This is a genomic window from Nonomuraea roseola (genome assembly GCF_039535395.1).
In the GTDB taxonomy this organism is placed as follows: Bacteria; Actinomycetota; Actinomycetes; order Streptosporangiales; family Streptosporangiaceae; genus Nonomuraea; species Nonomuraea roseola.
Genome location: NZ_BAAAXC010000015.1, coordinates 3,019,563 through 3,034,159, shown reverse-complemented (window position 1 = coordinate 3,034,159; position 14,597 = coordinate 3,019,563). Strand labels below are relative to the sequence as shown.

The window sequence follows — 14,597 nt, the reverse complement described above, 5'->3', positions numbered from 1 at the left end:
TCCTCGCGCCCTCTGATCACTCGATCTCAGGACACCGCATGCCATCCTCCGGAATGCGCCCCCACACCAGGTACGCGTCCACCGTGGCGTCCACGCAGGACGAGCCGTTCAGGTAAGCGGTGTGTCCGTCACCCTCGAAGGTGACGAGGACTCCGGACTCCAGTTGCGAGGCCATCGCGCGGGCCCAGCCGTACGGCGTGGCCGGGTCGCGGGTGGTGCCCACGACCAGGATCGGCGGTGCGCCGCGAGCAACCAGTGGCCGGTTGTGCTCGCTCGCGGGGACGGGCCAGAACGCACACGGCAGCGTGCTCCACATCACGTACGCCCCGAACCCGGGCGTCCGCTGTTCGGCCTGCTTCGCCGCCCTCGCGAAAGCGGACAGCTGTCGGGGATAGGGGCTGTCGACGCAGTTGATGGCCATGTTGGCCTCGGTCTGGTTGGAGTAGGTGCCGTCCTGGGAGCGGCCGACAAGCTGGTCGGCGCTGTGCAGGAGCAGGGTGCCGTCGCCGGTCGAGGCCTGGCGCAGCGCCTCGGTGAGCACGGGCCACGAGCGCCGGTCGTAGAGGGGCGTCAGCGCGCCCAGCGTGGCGAGGGGCTCGGTCACCTCGCGCCCTTCACCCCGCAGGGGGCTGCCGTCCGTACGGCGCAGCAGCCCCGACAGCTCGGCCATGGCCCCGTCCACGGTACGGCTGGTCAACGGGCAGTCAGGGATGGTGAAGCAGTCCTCCGCATAGGCCCTGAAGGCGACGGCGAAGCCCTCCGCCTGTCCCTCGTTCATCTCCACGCGGCTCAGGGCGGGGTCGACCGCCCCGTCGAGGACGAGCGCGCGCACCCTGGCGGGGAACAGGTCGGCGTACATGGCGCCCAGGTGGGTGCCGTACGACTTGCCGAGGTAGGTCAGGCGCTCGTCGCCGAGAGCGGCGCGGAGGACGTCCATGTCGCGCGCCGCGTTCGCCGTCCCGATGTGCGGGAGCAGGCGGGGGGACATGGTCTGGCAGCCGTCGGCGAACCGGCGGGAGGCCTTCTCCAGGGCGGTCAGTTCGACCGGAGAATCGGGGGTCGCATCGAGCGCCAGGAAGGCGTCGAGCGCCTTGTCGCTGAGGCACTCCACCGGCGCGGACTCGCCGACACCGCGCGGATCGAAGCCGACCACGTCGAACCGGTCGCGCACCTGGGGGCTGAGCACGGAGCGCGCCGCCCTGCCGTAGTCGATGCCGGATCCGCCGGGACCGCCGGGATTGATCACGATCGAGCCGATCCTGTCGCCGGTGGCGGGCAGGCGGATCACGCTGATGGACAGCTCTTCGCGCTGTGGTTCGCGGTAGTCGAGGGGCACCCTGAGCTTGGCGCACTCGAACCCGTCGCCGCAGTCGTCCCAGGCCAGGCGCTGATCGTAGACGTTCGGGGGCGGCGGGTCGGCACCGCACCCGATGGGCGTCAGGGTCACGCAGACGGCCATGACGACCGCGCGACGCCATGGCCGTCCGCGCCGCATCCTCACGTCACTCCCTCGCGCCTCCTCGTCACTCCCTCGCGCCTCCTCGGCCTGACCCGGCGTTCACCGCACGCCGTTCGTTCGTCTGTCCTCAGGACTCACCGGCTGGGGGCTGGTCGTCGGGGCCGTAGGTCGAGTCGTACGCCTTACGGGGGCCGCACACGCTCGCCTTCGAGCACGAGCATCTCCGCCCGCCGTCGTTGAGCCTGACCACCACCGAGTCGCTGGGGACGTTGTGCCCCACCACGGTCCCCGCGCCTTCAGGCGTGTCGACCGCCAGGCCGACGCGCGGCGCGGTGGCCCGGAACTCCTGGTAGAGCGGGTGCTCGTACTTCAGGCAGCACATCAGTCTGCCGCAGGCCCCCGCGATGCGCAGCGGGTTGACCGGGAGGTCCTGGTCCTTGGCCATGCGTACCGAGACGGGCTCGAAGTCCTTGAGGAAGGTGGCGCAGCACAGGTCACGCCCGCACGGCCCGATGCCGCCCTGCAGCCTGGCCTCGTCGCGTGGGCCGATCTGCCGCAGCTCGACCCTGGCCCGCAGGTTGCGGGCCAGGTCTCGGACGAGCGCGCGGAAGTCCACGCGGTGCGGGGCGGAGAAGTAGACCGTGTAGACGTTGTCGTTGTCGAGGTAGTCGACGCCCACCACCTTCATCGGCAGCGTGTGGCGCTTGATGAGCCGCTTGGAGACGCTTCGGGCCTCGGCGCGCCTGCGTTTGTTGGTCTCGTCGCGCGTGAGGTGGTCGTCAGCGGCGAGCCCTGCGCAGACGGGCAGGCCGTCGATCTCCTCGCTGGTGTACTGCGGCGCCCACACACATTCGGCGACCTCCGGGCCCGAGTCGGTGGGCACCAGCACCTTGTCGCCCACCTTGGGGGTGTGCCCGCCGGGATCGAGGTAGTAGAGCCTTCCGTAACGGGTGAAGCTCACGGCCATGATCATTCCCATAGGCTCGCGCTCGCCTCCTGACGGCCTCGGGGTTCGGACGGCCTTCGCCCCCACCCTACGAGAGGCTCTGCCCCGTTAGGGAGTCACGCAGACCTCGTCATCCGGTCCGAAGATCTTCTCCTTGATGATCGCGAGCAGCTCCGCCCGCTTGGCCGCGCACACCTGGTTGATCACCCTGGAGACACCGTCGAGCTCGCTCGCCGCTGCCATCGCAGCCGACCAGTCGGTCCCCTGGCGCATGTTCAGGCGGAACGCTTCGGGCATGTCGTCGACTGTGACGGCCTGGAGAAGCTTGCCGTCCCTGCCCACTTGAGACTGCCGGAACCTTTTGTAGTTGACCTGCTGATCTTCGTACACCACGGACTCCACCTCCGGTCTCGCGCGGAGCGCCTGCTCGATGGCTCCGCGGTCAGGGGGCACATCGTCCGCGCAGGCGGGGAACGGGGCGTCGGGCTTGCACAGGAACACCGAGATCTCCGGCTCTCCCTCGCTCCAGTTCATCGGCACCATGCCCGCCGCCAGCACGGGAGCGTCATGGTGCGTCGGCCTGAGCATGAGGAACATGGCCACACCGGCCACCGCGGCGGCCACCGCCACCAGGCGCAGATCGACCCGGAAACGCCGGTGCCGGTCGGGTGTCCGCAGCGGCGTCAGAGTCTCGGGCTCGACCGTGGCGCCGGCCGAGACGAGGGCATCGCGAAGGCGGTCCTCCATCGGGCTGTTCATGCGTCCTCCCCAAGCGCGCGGGCCAGGGCGGACAGGCCCCTGGCGATCGTGGATCTGGCGGTGCTTCCGCTGACGCCCATGGCGTCGGCCACCTCTTGATCGGTGAGGTCGAAGTAGTAGCGCAGCGTCAGCGCCTCACGTTGGCGTTGCGGCAGCCCCCGCAGCGCCACGAGCACCTCCCTGCGCTCCTCACCGAGCAGTGCGGCGCTCTCGGCCGACCAGACCGGCGGCTCGTACGGCACCGCGCGCCTGAACACCGTGGCCCGCCGCCGCAGCACGGACCTGCAGCCGTTGAGCACGGCCGAGCGGACGTAGGCCAGCGCACTGTCCGGATCTCGCAGCCTGGCCCGCCCCGCGTGTGTGCGGGCGAACGCCTCCTGGACGACGTCCTCGGCCGTCGCCCGGTCGCCGACCATGATCAGCGCCAGCCGTACGAGGCCCAGGTGGTGCTCGGCGAAGAGCGTCGCCACATCCACGAGCTCCCGGCGAGGGAGCAGTTCGACTTCCACATCACAGAGACGCGTGGGGACGGCATCTGCTGCTCGGGTCATGCGGCGAGTTTGGCTGCCCGGCCCTTCGACGAAGGCGGAAACCCTTCAACCGAGTCCGAGGACGAAAAGCCGGAAGACGAGGAACCGGAAGATGACGGGCCGAGGACTTCCGGGGAGCCGAGCTCAGGGGCGGCGCAGGCCCAGCATCATCGCCTCCACCGCGATCTGCGGGTTCACGTTCGCCGCCAGCCGCTCCCTGCACTGCATGATCACGTCGATCCGCCGCAGCGTCTCCTCGGCCGTCGACCCTCTGGCGATCGAGTCGAGCTCGAACCGATGGTCGTCGTTGGCCAGCTCCACCGTCGCCCCGAGCTGCATCGCCAGCACGTCGCGGTAGTACGACACCAGCTCGAGCAAAGCGCCGTCCAGGGAGTCGCGCTTCACGCGGGTGGCGCGCGACTTCTGCCGGTCCTCCAGCTCCCTCAACGCCCCGGCGCCGCCCCTGACCAGCCCCCTGTTCAGGCCCTTGCCCGTGGACCCCTCGCCGTAGAGCCTGCGCAGGTCCGAGGTCTCACTCTCGTTCAGGAGCGTGGTGGCCGCGGCGGCCTCCTCCTCGGCGGTCTTCACCAGCCGCTCGGCCGCCGTGATGCACTCACCCACCCCGCTCAGCGAACGGGGGATCGCCAGCACGGCATCGCGGCGCCGCCGTACGCCCTCGTCGGAAGCGAGCAGGCGGGCACGGGCGAGGTCGCCCTGGGAGGCCCGCGCGGCGAAGGTGGCCATCTCCCACGGCACACCGTCGCGGGTGGCCAGCACGTGCGCGACGGCCTCGCCCGAGGGCGTGACGAGGCTGACGACCCTGCACCTGGACCTGATCGTGATGATCATGTCGTCGGGAGCGGGCGAGCACAGCAGCCAGACCGTGCGGGGAGGCGGCTCCTCGATGGCCTTCAGCAGCGCGTTGGCCGCCGACTCCGTGACCCTGTCGGCGTTCTCGAACAGGATGACCCGCCACCGGCCCTGGGTGGGGGCGCCCGCGGCGCGCAGGATGAGTTCGCGGGTCTGCTTGACGCTGTAGGACAGCCCCTCCGGCTTGACCGCCTCGAGGTCGGGGTGCGAGCCGATCAACACCTGATGGCACTGGTCGCAGTGGCCGCAGCCGCCCGAAGGGCACATCAGCGCCGCGGCGAACGCCCGCGCCGCGTCCTCGCGGCCCGATCCTGGCGGCCCCGTGAAGAGCCAGGCGTGCGTCATGCCCGCGCCCCGCCCACCCGCGACCGCCTCCGCGGCGGCGTGGGCTGCCCGCGAGAGTACGGCTGAAGCCTGCTCCTGGCCCACCAGGTCGTCGAAGACGCTCACCGGCCCAAGGTTAGTCGCGGATGGCGGGCATGGTGCCGGTGATGTCCTCGGACTCGCTCGGCACCGGGTCGGGCAGGATCTCGCGCACTCTGTCCTGGACGGTCCTGCTGATCTCATCCTGCGACAGCGTGCCGTCGACCATGAGGTAGCGCTCGGGCGCGGCCGCCGCCAGCGAGCGGAACTCCTTGCGCACCCGCTCGTGGAAGTCGAGCGGCTCGGACTCGATCCGGTCGGCCGCCCCACCCAGCCTGGTCAGCCCGACCGAGGGCGGGGTGTCGATCAGCACGGTCAGGTGCGGCACGAGGCCGCCCGTGGCCCAGGCGTTGACCTTGGACACGTCGGAGGGATCGAGCGCCCTGCCCGCCCCCTGGTAGGCGAGCGAGGAGTCGACATAGCGGTCGGTGATCACCAGCGCTCCTCTGTGGAGCGCGGGCCTGATCACCTTCTCCACGTGCTCGGCCCTGTCGGCGGCGTAGAGCAGCGCCTCGGCCCTGGCCGAAAGCCCCTTCTCCGCCGCGTCGAGCAGGATCGCGCGCAGCCGCATGCCGACCTTGGTCGAGCCGGGCTCTCTCGTCTGCACGACATCGAAGCCCTGGTCGCGCAGCCAGATCGCCAGCAGCCTCGACTGCGTCGTCTTCCCCGAACCCTCGCCGCCCTCGAAGGCGATGAACACCCCCGGCACTTCTTCCACGACCCCCGGCGCGTAATGCTCGCCGCGCAGCGCGGCGAGCAGGTCCTCCGAGAGTGGCACACCTCGTCTGTCGTCCATGTGGCGCAACGCCAGCATGCCGACGACCATCGCGAGCACTCCGCCGACCAGCAGCACCAGATTAGCGCCGTCGAAGACGTAGGCGCCCACCAGGTGGGTGCCGAACAGGCCGGCGACAGGGCTGGCCACCGCGACCACGAGCAGGAGCGTGACGCGGGCGGTGGACTGCAGGAAGGAGAACGTCCGCCCGCGCAGGGAGTCTTCGACCTCCAGGCCGATGAGGGTGTAGCCGATGATCCAGGCGATACCCGCGCAGGCGCCGAGCGCCACGGTCAGCATGACCACGATCACCAGGTTGTGGATGAGCGCGATGGCCGCCAGCGCCAGACCGGCCACGGTGATCGCCAGCCCGAACAGCCGCCGCCGCGACAGCCCGGCCAGCAGTCTCGGCCCGAAGAACATGCCCACGGCCATGCCGACGAAGACCGCGCCGAACACGACGCCGTAGGCCGCGTCGCCGCCGCCCAGCGAGACGACATAGACCTTCGCCACGCCGATGACCGCGCCGCCCGCGGCGAACGCGCCCAGCATGCCCACGATCAGCCCGCGCACCAGCTGGTTGCGGCCCACGAAGCGCCAGCCCTCGACGATCTGCTTCAGCACCGAGGGCGTCGAGATGCCGCCGTCGCGCCTGGGCAGGTCGCGCAGCGTGAAGATCAGCGCCGCCGACACCAGGTAGGCGACCGCGTTGATGCCCAGCGCCAGATCCGTCGGCTGCAGCCACGACAGCGCGGGCACGGTCGAGCGCGCCAGGTCGCCCGTCAGCGAGAGCACGGCGAACAGCAGCGCCGCGACGGGTGCCGTGCCGTACGTCACGAGCAGGTTGAGCTGGTTGGCCTGCTCGAGCCGCTCCTTGGGCACCAGGTTGGGCACCGTGGCGTCCTTGGCCGGCACCCAGAACAGGTTCACGCACTCGACCAGCAGAGTCGCGACGATCACCCACTGGTAGACGCCGATCAGCGGGATCGTCAGCACCAGGGCGAAGCGCGACAGGTCGGCGACGACCATGGTCAGTCGCCGGTCGAAGCGGTCGGCGAACGCCCCCGCCAGCGGCCCGAGCAGGATCGCGGGCAGCATCTTGGCGAGGAAGACGCCGCCGACGGCGAGGGACTGGGTCTGGAAGCCCTGCCCGGCGGTCAGGTTTCCGGCCAGAGCGGTCAGGGCGAGGATGTTGAGCCAGTCGCCGAGGCTGCAGACGGACATGGCCATCCACAGCCGGCGAAAGGGAGCGATGGCCAGTACATGGGCCGGTCTGCGGATGGTCATGGTCGTAGCGTATCCAGGGGGGTTCGGGGGGCGAGCCGGAAATGCCCGGCTGCTCGTGGCCTGAGGGTAATACCTAGGAACCCCCCTCGTGGGTGAGTTCGGCCAGCGTGATCTCAGGAGGCGCACCCACGCGCACCGGTGGTCCCCAGAATCCCGCGCCTCTCGTGACGTACACCTGAACGCCGTCGACGGTCGCCAGCCCGGAGACCACCGGCTGCTGCATCGGGACGATCAGGTTGAAGGGCACCATCTGGCCGCCGTGGGTGTGCCCCGACAGCTGCAGATCGACCCCGTATCCGGCGGCCTTCGCCACCTGGACCGGCTGGTGCGCCAGCAGGACCGAGGACCTCGACCGGTCGCGCCCGCCCAGCGCCCGCTCGAAGTCGGGCTCTCCTGTGACGTCGTCGACGCCCGCCAGGTCGAGCACCGCTCCCCCATGGATGATCTCCACCCGCTCGTTGCGCAACGGCCGCACGTCCAGCCGCTCGAGCTCGGCCATCCACTCGCCGGGACCGTTGGCCGTGTAGAACTCGTGGTTTCCCGTCACGAAGTAGGACCCGTAACGCGACTGGAGCTCCTTGAGCGGCTCGGCCAGCGGCCCCAGCTCGGCTACCGTGCCGTCGACCAGGTCACCGACGATCGCCACCACGTCGGCGTCGAGCTCGTTGATCATGCGGACGATCCGCTCGGTGTGGCGCAGCCCCGTCAGCGGCCCCAGATGGATGTCGCTGACCACCGCGAACCGCAGCCCGCTCAGGCGCGGGTCGAGCCTGGGCAGGGCGATCCTGACCGGCTCCACCACCGGCGCGCCGAGCGCGGTGCTGATGCCGTACCCGACCGTGGCCAGCGCGCCGACGCCCGCTACCGCGGCCGTGGCGCGCCCCAGGAACAACCGCCTGCTGACCAGGTCGGGCTCGGTCGCGGGCACCTGCGGTACGGCAGGCGGCACGGTAAGCGCCTGGACCACCGGCGCCCTACGGCGCAGCAGCAGCACCGCCGCCACGCCCCGCGGGATCTCCAGCAGCACCAGGAAGATCACGAGGTAGAACATCAGCGCCAGCCACAGGAAGCCCGGCCAGGCCAGCCAGTGACCGAACTCTGACCTCGAAGCCACCTGCGTGACGGGCACCAGCACGCCGAGCCCGACCAGCGACCAGGTGAGCACCCTGCGTGCCCGGCCTGGGCGGGTGGTGCCGCGCACCAGCCGCCGCCACAGGTAGTAGTGCACCCCTGCGACGGCGAGCGCCAGCGTCAGCACGAATCCGAAGACCACGGCGCCATGCTACGAGCCATCACCGACAACCCGGGCGAGTGCCCCTGAGAGCCCTCTCAGGACTTGGCGGCGGGCTTCTTCCTCGTCGTGGTCGCGGCCTTCTTGGCCGGAGCCTTCTTCTTCGGCGCGGGAGCGCGCTCGCGCCGCTCGGCCAGCAGCTCGGCGGCCCGCTCGATGGTGATGTCCTCGACCGTGTCGCCCTTGCGGAGCGAGGCGTTGGTCTCCCCGTCGGTGACGTAGGGCCCGAAACGGCCCTCCTTGACCACGACAGGCTTCTTGGAGTTGGGGTCGTCGCCCAGCTCGCGCAGCGGCGCGGCGGCGGCCGTACGGCGACCGCGCTGCTTGGGCTGCGCGAACAGCTCCTTGGCCTGCTCGATCGTGATCGTGAACAGCTCTTCCTCCGAGCCGATCGACCGCGAGTCGGTGCCCTTCTTGATGTAGGGCCCGAACTTGCCGTTCTGCGCGGTGACCTCCTCGCCGTCGAGCTGGCCGACCACGCGCGGGATCGACAGCAGCTTGAGCGCGTCGTCCAGCGTGATGGTGTCGAGCGACATCGACTTGAACAGCGAGCTGGTGCGCGGCTTCGGAGCGTCGGCCTTCTTCGTCCGCTTCTTGGGAGCCACGTCTTCCTGCTCGGAGGGCAGGAGCTCGGTCACGTAGGGTCCGAAGCGGCCGTCCTTGGCGACGATCATGTTCCCGCTCACCGGGTCCTTGCCCAGCTCGCGGTCGCCCGTCGGACGGGAGAACAGCTCCTCGGCCTTGTCCGAGGTCAGCTCGTCGGGCGTCATGTCCTCGGGGATGTTGACCCGGACGCCCTCGCGGTCGAGGTAGGGACCGTAGCGGCCCACCCTGATCACGATGTCGCTGCCCCTGATGGGGAAGGAACTGATCTCCTTGGCGTCGATCTCGCCGAGGTCGGTGACCATCTCCTTCAGGCCCTCGTCGCCCTCCTGGCCGAAGTAGAAGCGCTGCAGCTCGGGAACGCGCTCGGCCCTGTCGTTGGCGATGTCGTCGAGGACCTTCTCCATCTCGGCGGTGAAGTCGTAGTCGACGAGGTTGCCGAAGTGCTGCTCCAGCAGGTTGACCACCGCGAAGGCCAGGAAGGAGGGCACCAGCGCGGTGCCCTTCTTGAACACGTAGCCCCTGTCGAGGATCGTGCCGATGATCGACGCGTAGGTCGAGGGACGACCGATCTCGCGGTCCTCCAGCTCCTTGACCAGCGACGCCTCGGTGTAGCGGGCGGGCGGCTTGGTCGAGTGCGAGGAGACGTCGAGCCTGCTGAGGTCGAGCGGGTCGCCCTCGGCCAAATTCGGCAGCCGCTTCTCCGAGTCGTCGCGGTCGGTGGAGGGATCGTCCGAGCTCTCCACGTACGCCTTCAGGAAGCCGTAGAAGGTGATCGTGCGACCGGAGGCGGTGAACTCGGCGCCGCCGCCGTCGACCTTCACGGTGACCGACTCGCCGACCGCGTCCTTCATCTGCGAGGCGACGGTGCGCTGCCAGATCAGCTCGTACAGGCGGAACATGTCGCCGCTCAGCCCTGTCTCGCCAGGCGTGCGGAACTCCTCGCCCGAAGGACGGATCGCCTCGTGCGCCTCCTGCGCGTTCTTCACCTTGCTGGCGTAGGAGCGCGGCTTGTCGGGCACGTACGCCGAGCCGTACAGCTTGATGGCCTGTGACCTGGCGGCGGCGACAGCGGTCTCCGACAGCGTGATGCTGTCGGTACGCATGTAGGTGATGAAACCGTTCTCGTAGAGCCGCTGCGCCACCTGCATCGTGTACTTCGCCGAGAAGCCCAGCTTCCTGCTGGCCTCCTGCTGCAGCGTGGTCGTCCTGAACGGCGCGTACGGCTTGCGGGTGTACGGCTTGCGCTCCACCGACCTGACGGCGAACGACGCGCCCCTGAGCCGCCCGGCCAGCTCGCCGGCGGCCTGCTCGGAAAGGTGGAGCACGTTGGCGTTCTTGAGGCGCCCGTCGGAGCCGAAGTCGCGGCCCTGCGCGACGCGCTTGCCGTCGACGCCGGTCAGCGTGGCGGTGAAGTCGCGCGGTGTCTCCTCGGGCTTGCCCGAGTCGAACAGCGCCGAAAGGTCCCAGTAGTGGGCGGCGGTGAACGCCATGCGCTCGCGCTCACGCTCCACCACCAGGCGAGTGGCCACCGACTGCACGCGGCCGGCGGACAGACGCGGCTTGACCTTCTTCCACAGCACGGGGCTGACCTCGTAGCCGTAGAGACGGTCGAGGATGCGCCTGGTCTCCTGCGCGTCGACCAACCGGAGGTTGAGATCGCGCGGGTTGGCCACGGCGTCGCGGATCGCCTGCGGGGTGATCTCGTGGAAGACCATGCGGTGCACGGGCACCTTGGGCTTGAGCACCTCACGCAGGTGCCACGCGATGGCCTCGCCCTCGCGGTCCTCGTCAGTGGCGAGGTAGAGCTCGTCGGCGTCCTTCAGCAGCTGCTTGAGCTTGTTGACCTGAGCCTTCTTGTCGGGATTGACGACGTAGAGCGGCTCGAATTCGTGGTCGACGTTGACGCCGAGGCGTGCCCATGCCTCCCCCTTGTACTTCTCGGGGATGTCATCTGCCTTCTCGGGCAGGTCGCGGATGTGGCCGATGCTGGACTCGACGATGTAGCCGCGCCCAAGGTAGCCCGCGATCGTCTTCGCCTTGGCCGGCGACTCGACGATCACCAGGCGGTTTCCGCCGGCGCTGCCGTTGTTGGCTGGCACGCTGCTTCCTACCTCGCTGTTCGCTTGCGTATCCCCCTGCCGGGAGCGGGCACAGATCTGAAAGGTAACCCCTGTCGGGGGATTTTCCTTCCCCCGGGGTCACTGTCTCACTCAAGGACGCAGAATAAGGCCGAGTGAGTGCCGTCGCTCCCTAACTCACCCTGGAGACTAATCGCTGTGCTGGCCTACTCCTACATGGATGTCTATATCCCTCGCGACACGTCGCGTGAAGCCGCACGTCAGATGCTGACCGAACATGCTGAATACGGGCAGTGGGAACTGGCCAGGGTGCGACTGTACCCCGACGGCAGCAGACATGTACGGCTACGCCGCAAGATCATCCGTGTCCGACGAACTCTCTGACATGGCTTTGCCCGTTCCGGGGCCGCGCCCCCCCAGAACGGGCAAAGCGTCTACCTTTGCCCGTTCTGAGGAGATCACGGCCAGAGCCGCGACCACCACACCAGCACGGGCAAAGCATCCACCTCCACCCGCACTGAGAAGATCACGGCCAGAGCCGCGACCACCACACCAGCACGGGCAAAGCATCCACCTCCACCCGCACTGAGAAGATCACGGCCAGAGCCGCGACCACCACACCAGCACGGGCAAAGCATCCACCTCCACCCGCACGACGCAGTCACGGTCAGGGTCGCGACGAGTCGCCGGGTGCGGGCGGAACGTTTGTGCTCCCTTTGCGGGAAACGGGCTTTGCCCGCCCCCTGGATGGGAGCGGGCAGAGGGTCCTCGGCTACTCACCCGCCGGCTGCGGGCGGTGCCGTACCGTGGTCAACCGGTGCCGCGCCGCCTACTTCTTGCCGAAGCGCAGACGGCGGGTCGTCGCGAACAGCGTCGCCGAAGCGGCGAACATGGCGCCCATGACCAGCGCGAACAGCGAGTTGGAGTTCATCCCCGTGACGCCGGCCGGCTGAGCGGCGCTCATCAGGCCGAGGTCACCGACGGGCAGGGCGCCGGTGGCGGAGCCGACCGCCCCGCCGACCGGGGTCGAGGAGACGAGGTCGGTGGCGGGACCGAGAGCCGAGACGGGGCTGTTCGAGGCGGGAGTGGCCTTGCCCTGACGCTCGGTCGGCGTGGCGGGCTGGCCGGGCAGACCGGGCAGGCCAGGCAGCGCGGGCAGGCCGAGCGTGCTGGTGAGGTCACCGACGACGGGCAGCGCGGGCAGCCCCGAGCCGCGCATCTGCTGGGTGACGTTGCCCACATCCTTCAGCCCTGCCATGGCGGGGACGACGGGAAGAGCGGGGAGCAGACCGCTGGCCTTGGAGTTGGCGACCTTGCCGCTGGAACGCGTCCAGTGGTCGTATCCGTGGTCGTGCTCGTCGACCGGCTTGCCGACCCGGGCGCCACCGAGGCACCCTGCGGCGGCGTCACCCAGGACGGCCACCGCGTTGCCGCAGACGTTGATGGGAGCGGTGATCGGCGCGACCACCTGGTTGCCCGCGAGGACACCGGACCTGCCTGAGGTGGTGTTGCCGCCACCGCCCACGCCGTGCTTCGGAGAGACGCTCGCCCCGCCCTTGCAGTGGGCCTCGGCCAGGCCCAGCGCCGCCACGGCGTTGCCGCAGGCGTTGATCGGCGCGGTGATCGGCGCGATCACCTGGTTGCCCGAGCCGACGCCCGACTGGCCGGAGGTCCTGTTGCCGCCCGCGCCCTTGCCGCCGTTCTTGACCGAGACGCCGCCCTTGCACCCGGCGAAGGCCTGACCGGCGAGCGCGACCGCGTTGCCGCAGACGTTGACGGGGGCGGTGATCGGCGCGATCACCTGGTTGCCCGACAGGACGCCCGAGCGGCCCGAGGTGGTGTTGCCACCGGCGCCGCTGCCCGCGGCGGTGTTCTCGACCGTGCTGCCGCCCTTGCACCCGGCGGGGGCGTTGCCCACGGCGTTGCCGCAGGCGGTGATCGGCAGGCTGATCGGCGCGATCACCTGGTTGCCGCTGCCGGCGCCGAAGCGCCCGTCGGTGTCGTTGCCCGAGGAGGCGAGGTGCCCTGGGCCGCGGTGATAGCCGTGACCCGGCCTCCCGCCGCCGTTGGTGACGCTGGAGCCGCCCTTGCACCCGGCGAAGGCCTGGCCGAAGACCGCGATCGCGTTGCCGCAGATGTTGATCGGGCCGCTGATCGGCGCGATCACCTGGTTGCCGCCCAGGACGGAGTTCCTGCCCGAGGTGGTGTTGCCGCCGGCGCCGACGCCGGTGTTCTTGACGGCGGAGCCGCCCTTGCACCCCGCCGTGGCGTCCCCGAAGATCGCCAGCGCGTTGCCGCAGGCGTTGATCGGCGCGCTGATCGGCGCGGTCACCTGGTTGCCGCCCAGGACGCTGCTGTCGCCGGAGGTCCTGTTGCCTCCCGCGCCGCCCTTGCCGGTGTTCTTGACGGTGGCGCCGCCCTTGCAGCCCGCCTCGGAGCTGCCGAACAGCGACAGCGCGTTGCCGCAGGCGTTGATCGGGGCGCTGATCGGCGCGTTGACCTGGTTGCCGCCCAGGACGCTGCTGTTGCCCGAGGTCTTGTTCGGGATGCCGCCGCTCTGGCCGATGTTCTCGACCGAGGCGCCGCCCTCCGAGCTGGCGGTGGACTCGCCGGCCACGCCGACGGAGTTGCCGCTGATGTCGACGGGAAGTGAGATCGGCAGGTTGACCTGGTTGCCGCCGCCGATGGAGGAGTCTCCAGAGGTGTCGGCGACAGCGGTGCCGCTGCCGAAGGACATGACCGCTACCGCGAGCAGAGCCGCAGGGGTCGATGCCTTAGCCCACGTACGCATGATGAATGCTCCTAGTGGTTCTTGGGGGGAATACCTGACCTGGTCGCGGGCAGCCGAGGCCGAGCGAGGTCCTCTGACGACCACGCACAGCGGGGAACTCGGATACGCGAACCAGCAATGACTGATGTGTCACACGCTCTGCGGAGGGGACTCAGCCCACGCTCCTGCTCTTGAGCGGAATCAGTCAGGTGAGAAAGAAGGGTCGTCCGCTGCTGTGCGGAAGACCGGGGGCAGCACGCACGCCAGGGGGGCGCGCTGAGCCGTCTCACGCGGGTCGATGACGGACCTCGCGATGTCCCCCATGCCAGGCCCGAACGGGCCGTTGCCTCCGCCGTTCGGCGCCAAGCCCTTGGCGCCCATGCTCTTGCCGGCGGAGGAAGGTGCGGGGAAGCCGGGCTTCGACTGGCTGGTGAGCCCGTCCACTTCAGCCCCGGCCATTGCCTCGGTGTTGTCCAGCACCAGGGCGGCGCCGTCTGCCGTGGGGAAACCGGCGACGGATTGAGAGGTGTCGGCTCCTGTGGCCGCGGTGGTCTCCGCGGCTGCCGGAGCTGCTGCGAGCAGTCCGAAGAGCATGGCGAGCAGCCAACCGGCGACCAGCAGGCCGCCTACCGTGAGTGCTCGTGCGATGACCGGGCGGGCGCCGGCCGCGAACCGCGCCATCCGGGCGGCCCGATCGGTGGTCGCACGCTCTTCGAAGACAGCCACGGGCACGCGCCGAGCAGGGAGGGACTTCGCCCTCCGCTGCTGCACCGGCATGCGTGCCACGTGACCTCCCGAGCTCC

Annotated in this window: 11 protein-coding genes; 1 reads left to right on the top strand and 10 read right to left on the bottom strand. The window is 69.9% G+C overall.

All coding sequences use genetic code 11. The features are described from left to right. Positions 1 to 16 precede the first annotated feature (16 nt). From ABFX55_RS37735 to topA, 8 genes are all read right to left on the bottom strand, one after another. On the bottom strand, positions 17 to 1,495 hold the full coding sequence (locus tag ABFX55_RS37735) for an alpha/beta hydrolase (RefSeq protein WP_346131375.1): 1,479 nt from the start codon (positions 1,493 to 1,495) through the stop codon (positions 17 to 19). Between the two features lie 91 nt (positions 1,496 to 1,586). Continuing rightward, the gene (locus tag ABFX55_RS37730; protein ID WP_346127816.1) at positions 1,587 to 2,432 is read right to left on the bottom strand and encodes a PSP1 domain-containing protein; all 846 of its coding nucleotides are present in this window, start codon (positions 2,430 to 2,432) and stop codon (positions 1,587 to 1,589) included. A gap of 81 nt (positions 2,433 to 2,513) precedes the next feature. Next, positions 2,514 to 3,164, bottom strand: a complete 651-nt coding sequence (locus ABFX55_RS37725; protein WP_346127814.1) for a permease-like cell division protein FtsX — start codon at positions 3,162 to 3,164, stop codon at positions 2,514 to 2,516. Beyond that, entirely contained in the window at positions 3,161 to 3,673 is a 513-nt protein-coding gene (locus ABFX55_RS37720) for a SigE family RNA polymerase sigma factor (protein WP_346127813.1), read from the bottom strand. The genes ABFX55_RS37725 and ABFX55_RS37720 overlap by 4 nt, the downstream gene beginning before the upstream one ends. Positions 3,674 to 3,838: 165 nt before the next feature. Further along, on the bottom strand, positions 3,839 to 5,014 hold the full coding sequence (locus tag ABFX55_RS37715; RefSeq protein WP_346127811.1) for a DNA polymerase III subunit delta': 1,176 nt from the start codon (positions 5,012 to 5,014) through the stop codon (positions 3,839 to 3,841). Positions 5,015 to 5,024: 10 nt separating this feature from the next. After that, complete coding sequence (gene tmk, locus ABFX55_RS37710) at positions 5,025 to 7,049, bottom strand: dTMP kinase (RefSeq protein ID WP_346127810.1); 2,025 nt, start codon at positions 7,047 to 7,049, stop codon at positions 5,025 to 5,027. A gap of 73 nt (positions 7,050 to 7,122) precedes the next feature. After that, the gene (locus tag ABFX55_RS37705) at positions 7,123 to 8,322 is read right to left on the bottom strand and encodes a metallophosphoesterase (protein ID WP_346127809.1); all 1,200 of its coding nucleotides are present in this window, start codon (positions 8,320 to 8,322) and stop codon (positions 7,123 to 7,125) included. A 56-nt stretch (positions 8,323 to 8,378) separates the two neighbouring features. Continuing rightward, complete coding sequence (gene topA, locus ABFX55_RS37700; protein ID WP_346127807.1) at positions 8,379 to 11,045, bottom strand: type I DNA topoisomerase; 2,667 nt, start codon at positions 11,043 to 11,045, stop codon at positions 8,379 to 8,381. A 177-nt stretch (positions 11,046 to 11,222) separates the two neighbouring features. On the opposite strand from topA, the gene ABFX55_RS37695 reads away from it, so the two are divergent. Continuing rightward, the gene (locus ABFX55_RS37695) at positions 11,223 to 11,408 is read left to right on the top strand and encodes a DUF5703 family protein (protein ID WP_183653586.1); all 186 of its coding nucleotides are present in this window, start codon (positions 11,223 to 11,225) and stop codon (positions 11,406 to 11,408) included. Positions 11,409 to 11,853: 445 nt separating this feature from the next. Here the strand turns inward: ABFX55_RS37695 and ABFX55_RS37690 are convergent, their stop codons facing one another. Further along, positions 11,854 to 13,815, bottom strand: coding sequence for a chaplin family protein (locus ABFX55_RS37690; RefSeq protein ID WP_346127805.1), 1,962 nt, complete (start codon positions 13,813 to 13,815; stop codon positions 11,854 to 11,856). 180 nt (positions 13,816 to 13,995) lie between these two features. Next, positions 13,996 to 14,526, bottom strand: a complete 531-nt coding sequence (locus ABFX55_RS37685) for a hypothetical protein (protein WP_346127803.1) — start codon at positions 14,524 to 14,526, stop codon at positions 13,996 to 13,998. Between the last annotated feature and the right edge of the window lie 71 nt (positions 14,527 to 14,597).

Bases quoted from the DNA above. Each gene is read 5' to 3' on its own strand.
- ABFX55_RS37735 (WP_346131375.1), bottom strand. From the start codon at position 1,495: ATGCGGCGCGGACGGCCATGGCGTCGCGCGGTCGTCATGGCCGTCTGC.
- ABFX55_RS37730 (WP_346127816.1), bottom strand. From the start codon at position 2,432: ATGATCATGGCCGTGAGCTTCACCCGTTACGGAAGGCTCTACTACCTC.
- ABFX55_RS37725 (WP_346127814.1), bottom strand. From the start codon at position 3,164: ATGAACAGCCCGATGGAGGACCGCCTTCGCGATGCCCTCGTCTCGGCC.
- tmk (WP_346127810.1), bottom strand. From the start codon at position 7,049: ATGACCATCCGCAGACCGGCCCATGTACTGGCCATCGCTCCCTTTCGC.
- ABFX55_RS37690 (WP_346127805.1), bottom strand. From the start codon at position 13,815: ATGCGTACGTGGGCTAAGGCATCGACCCCTGCGGCTCTGCTCGCGGTA.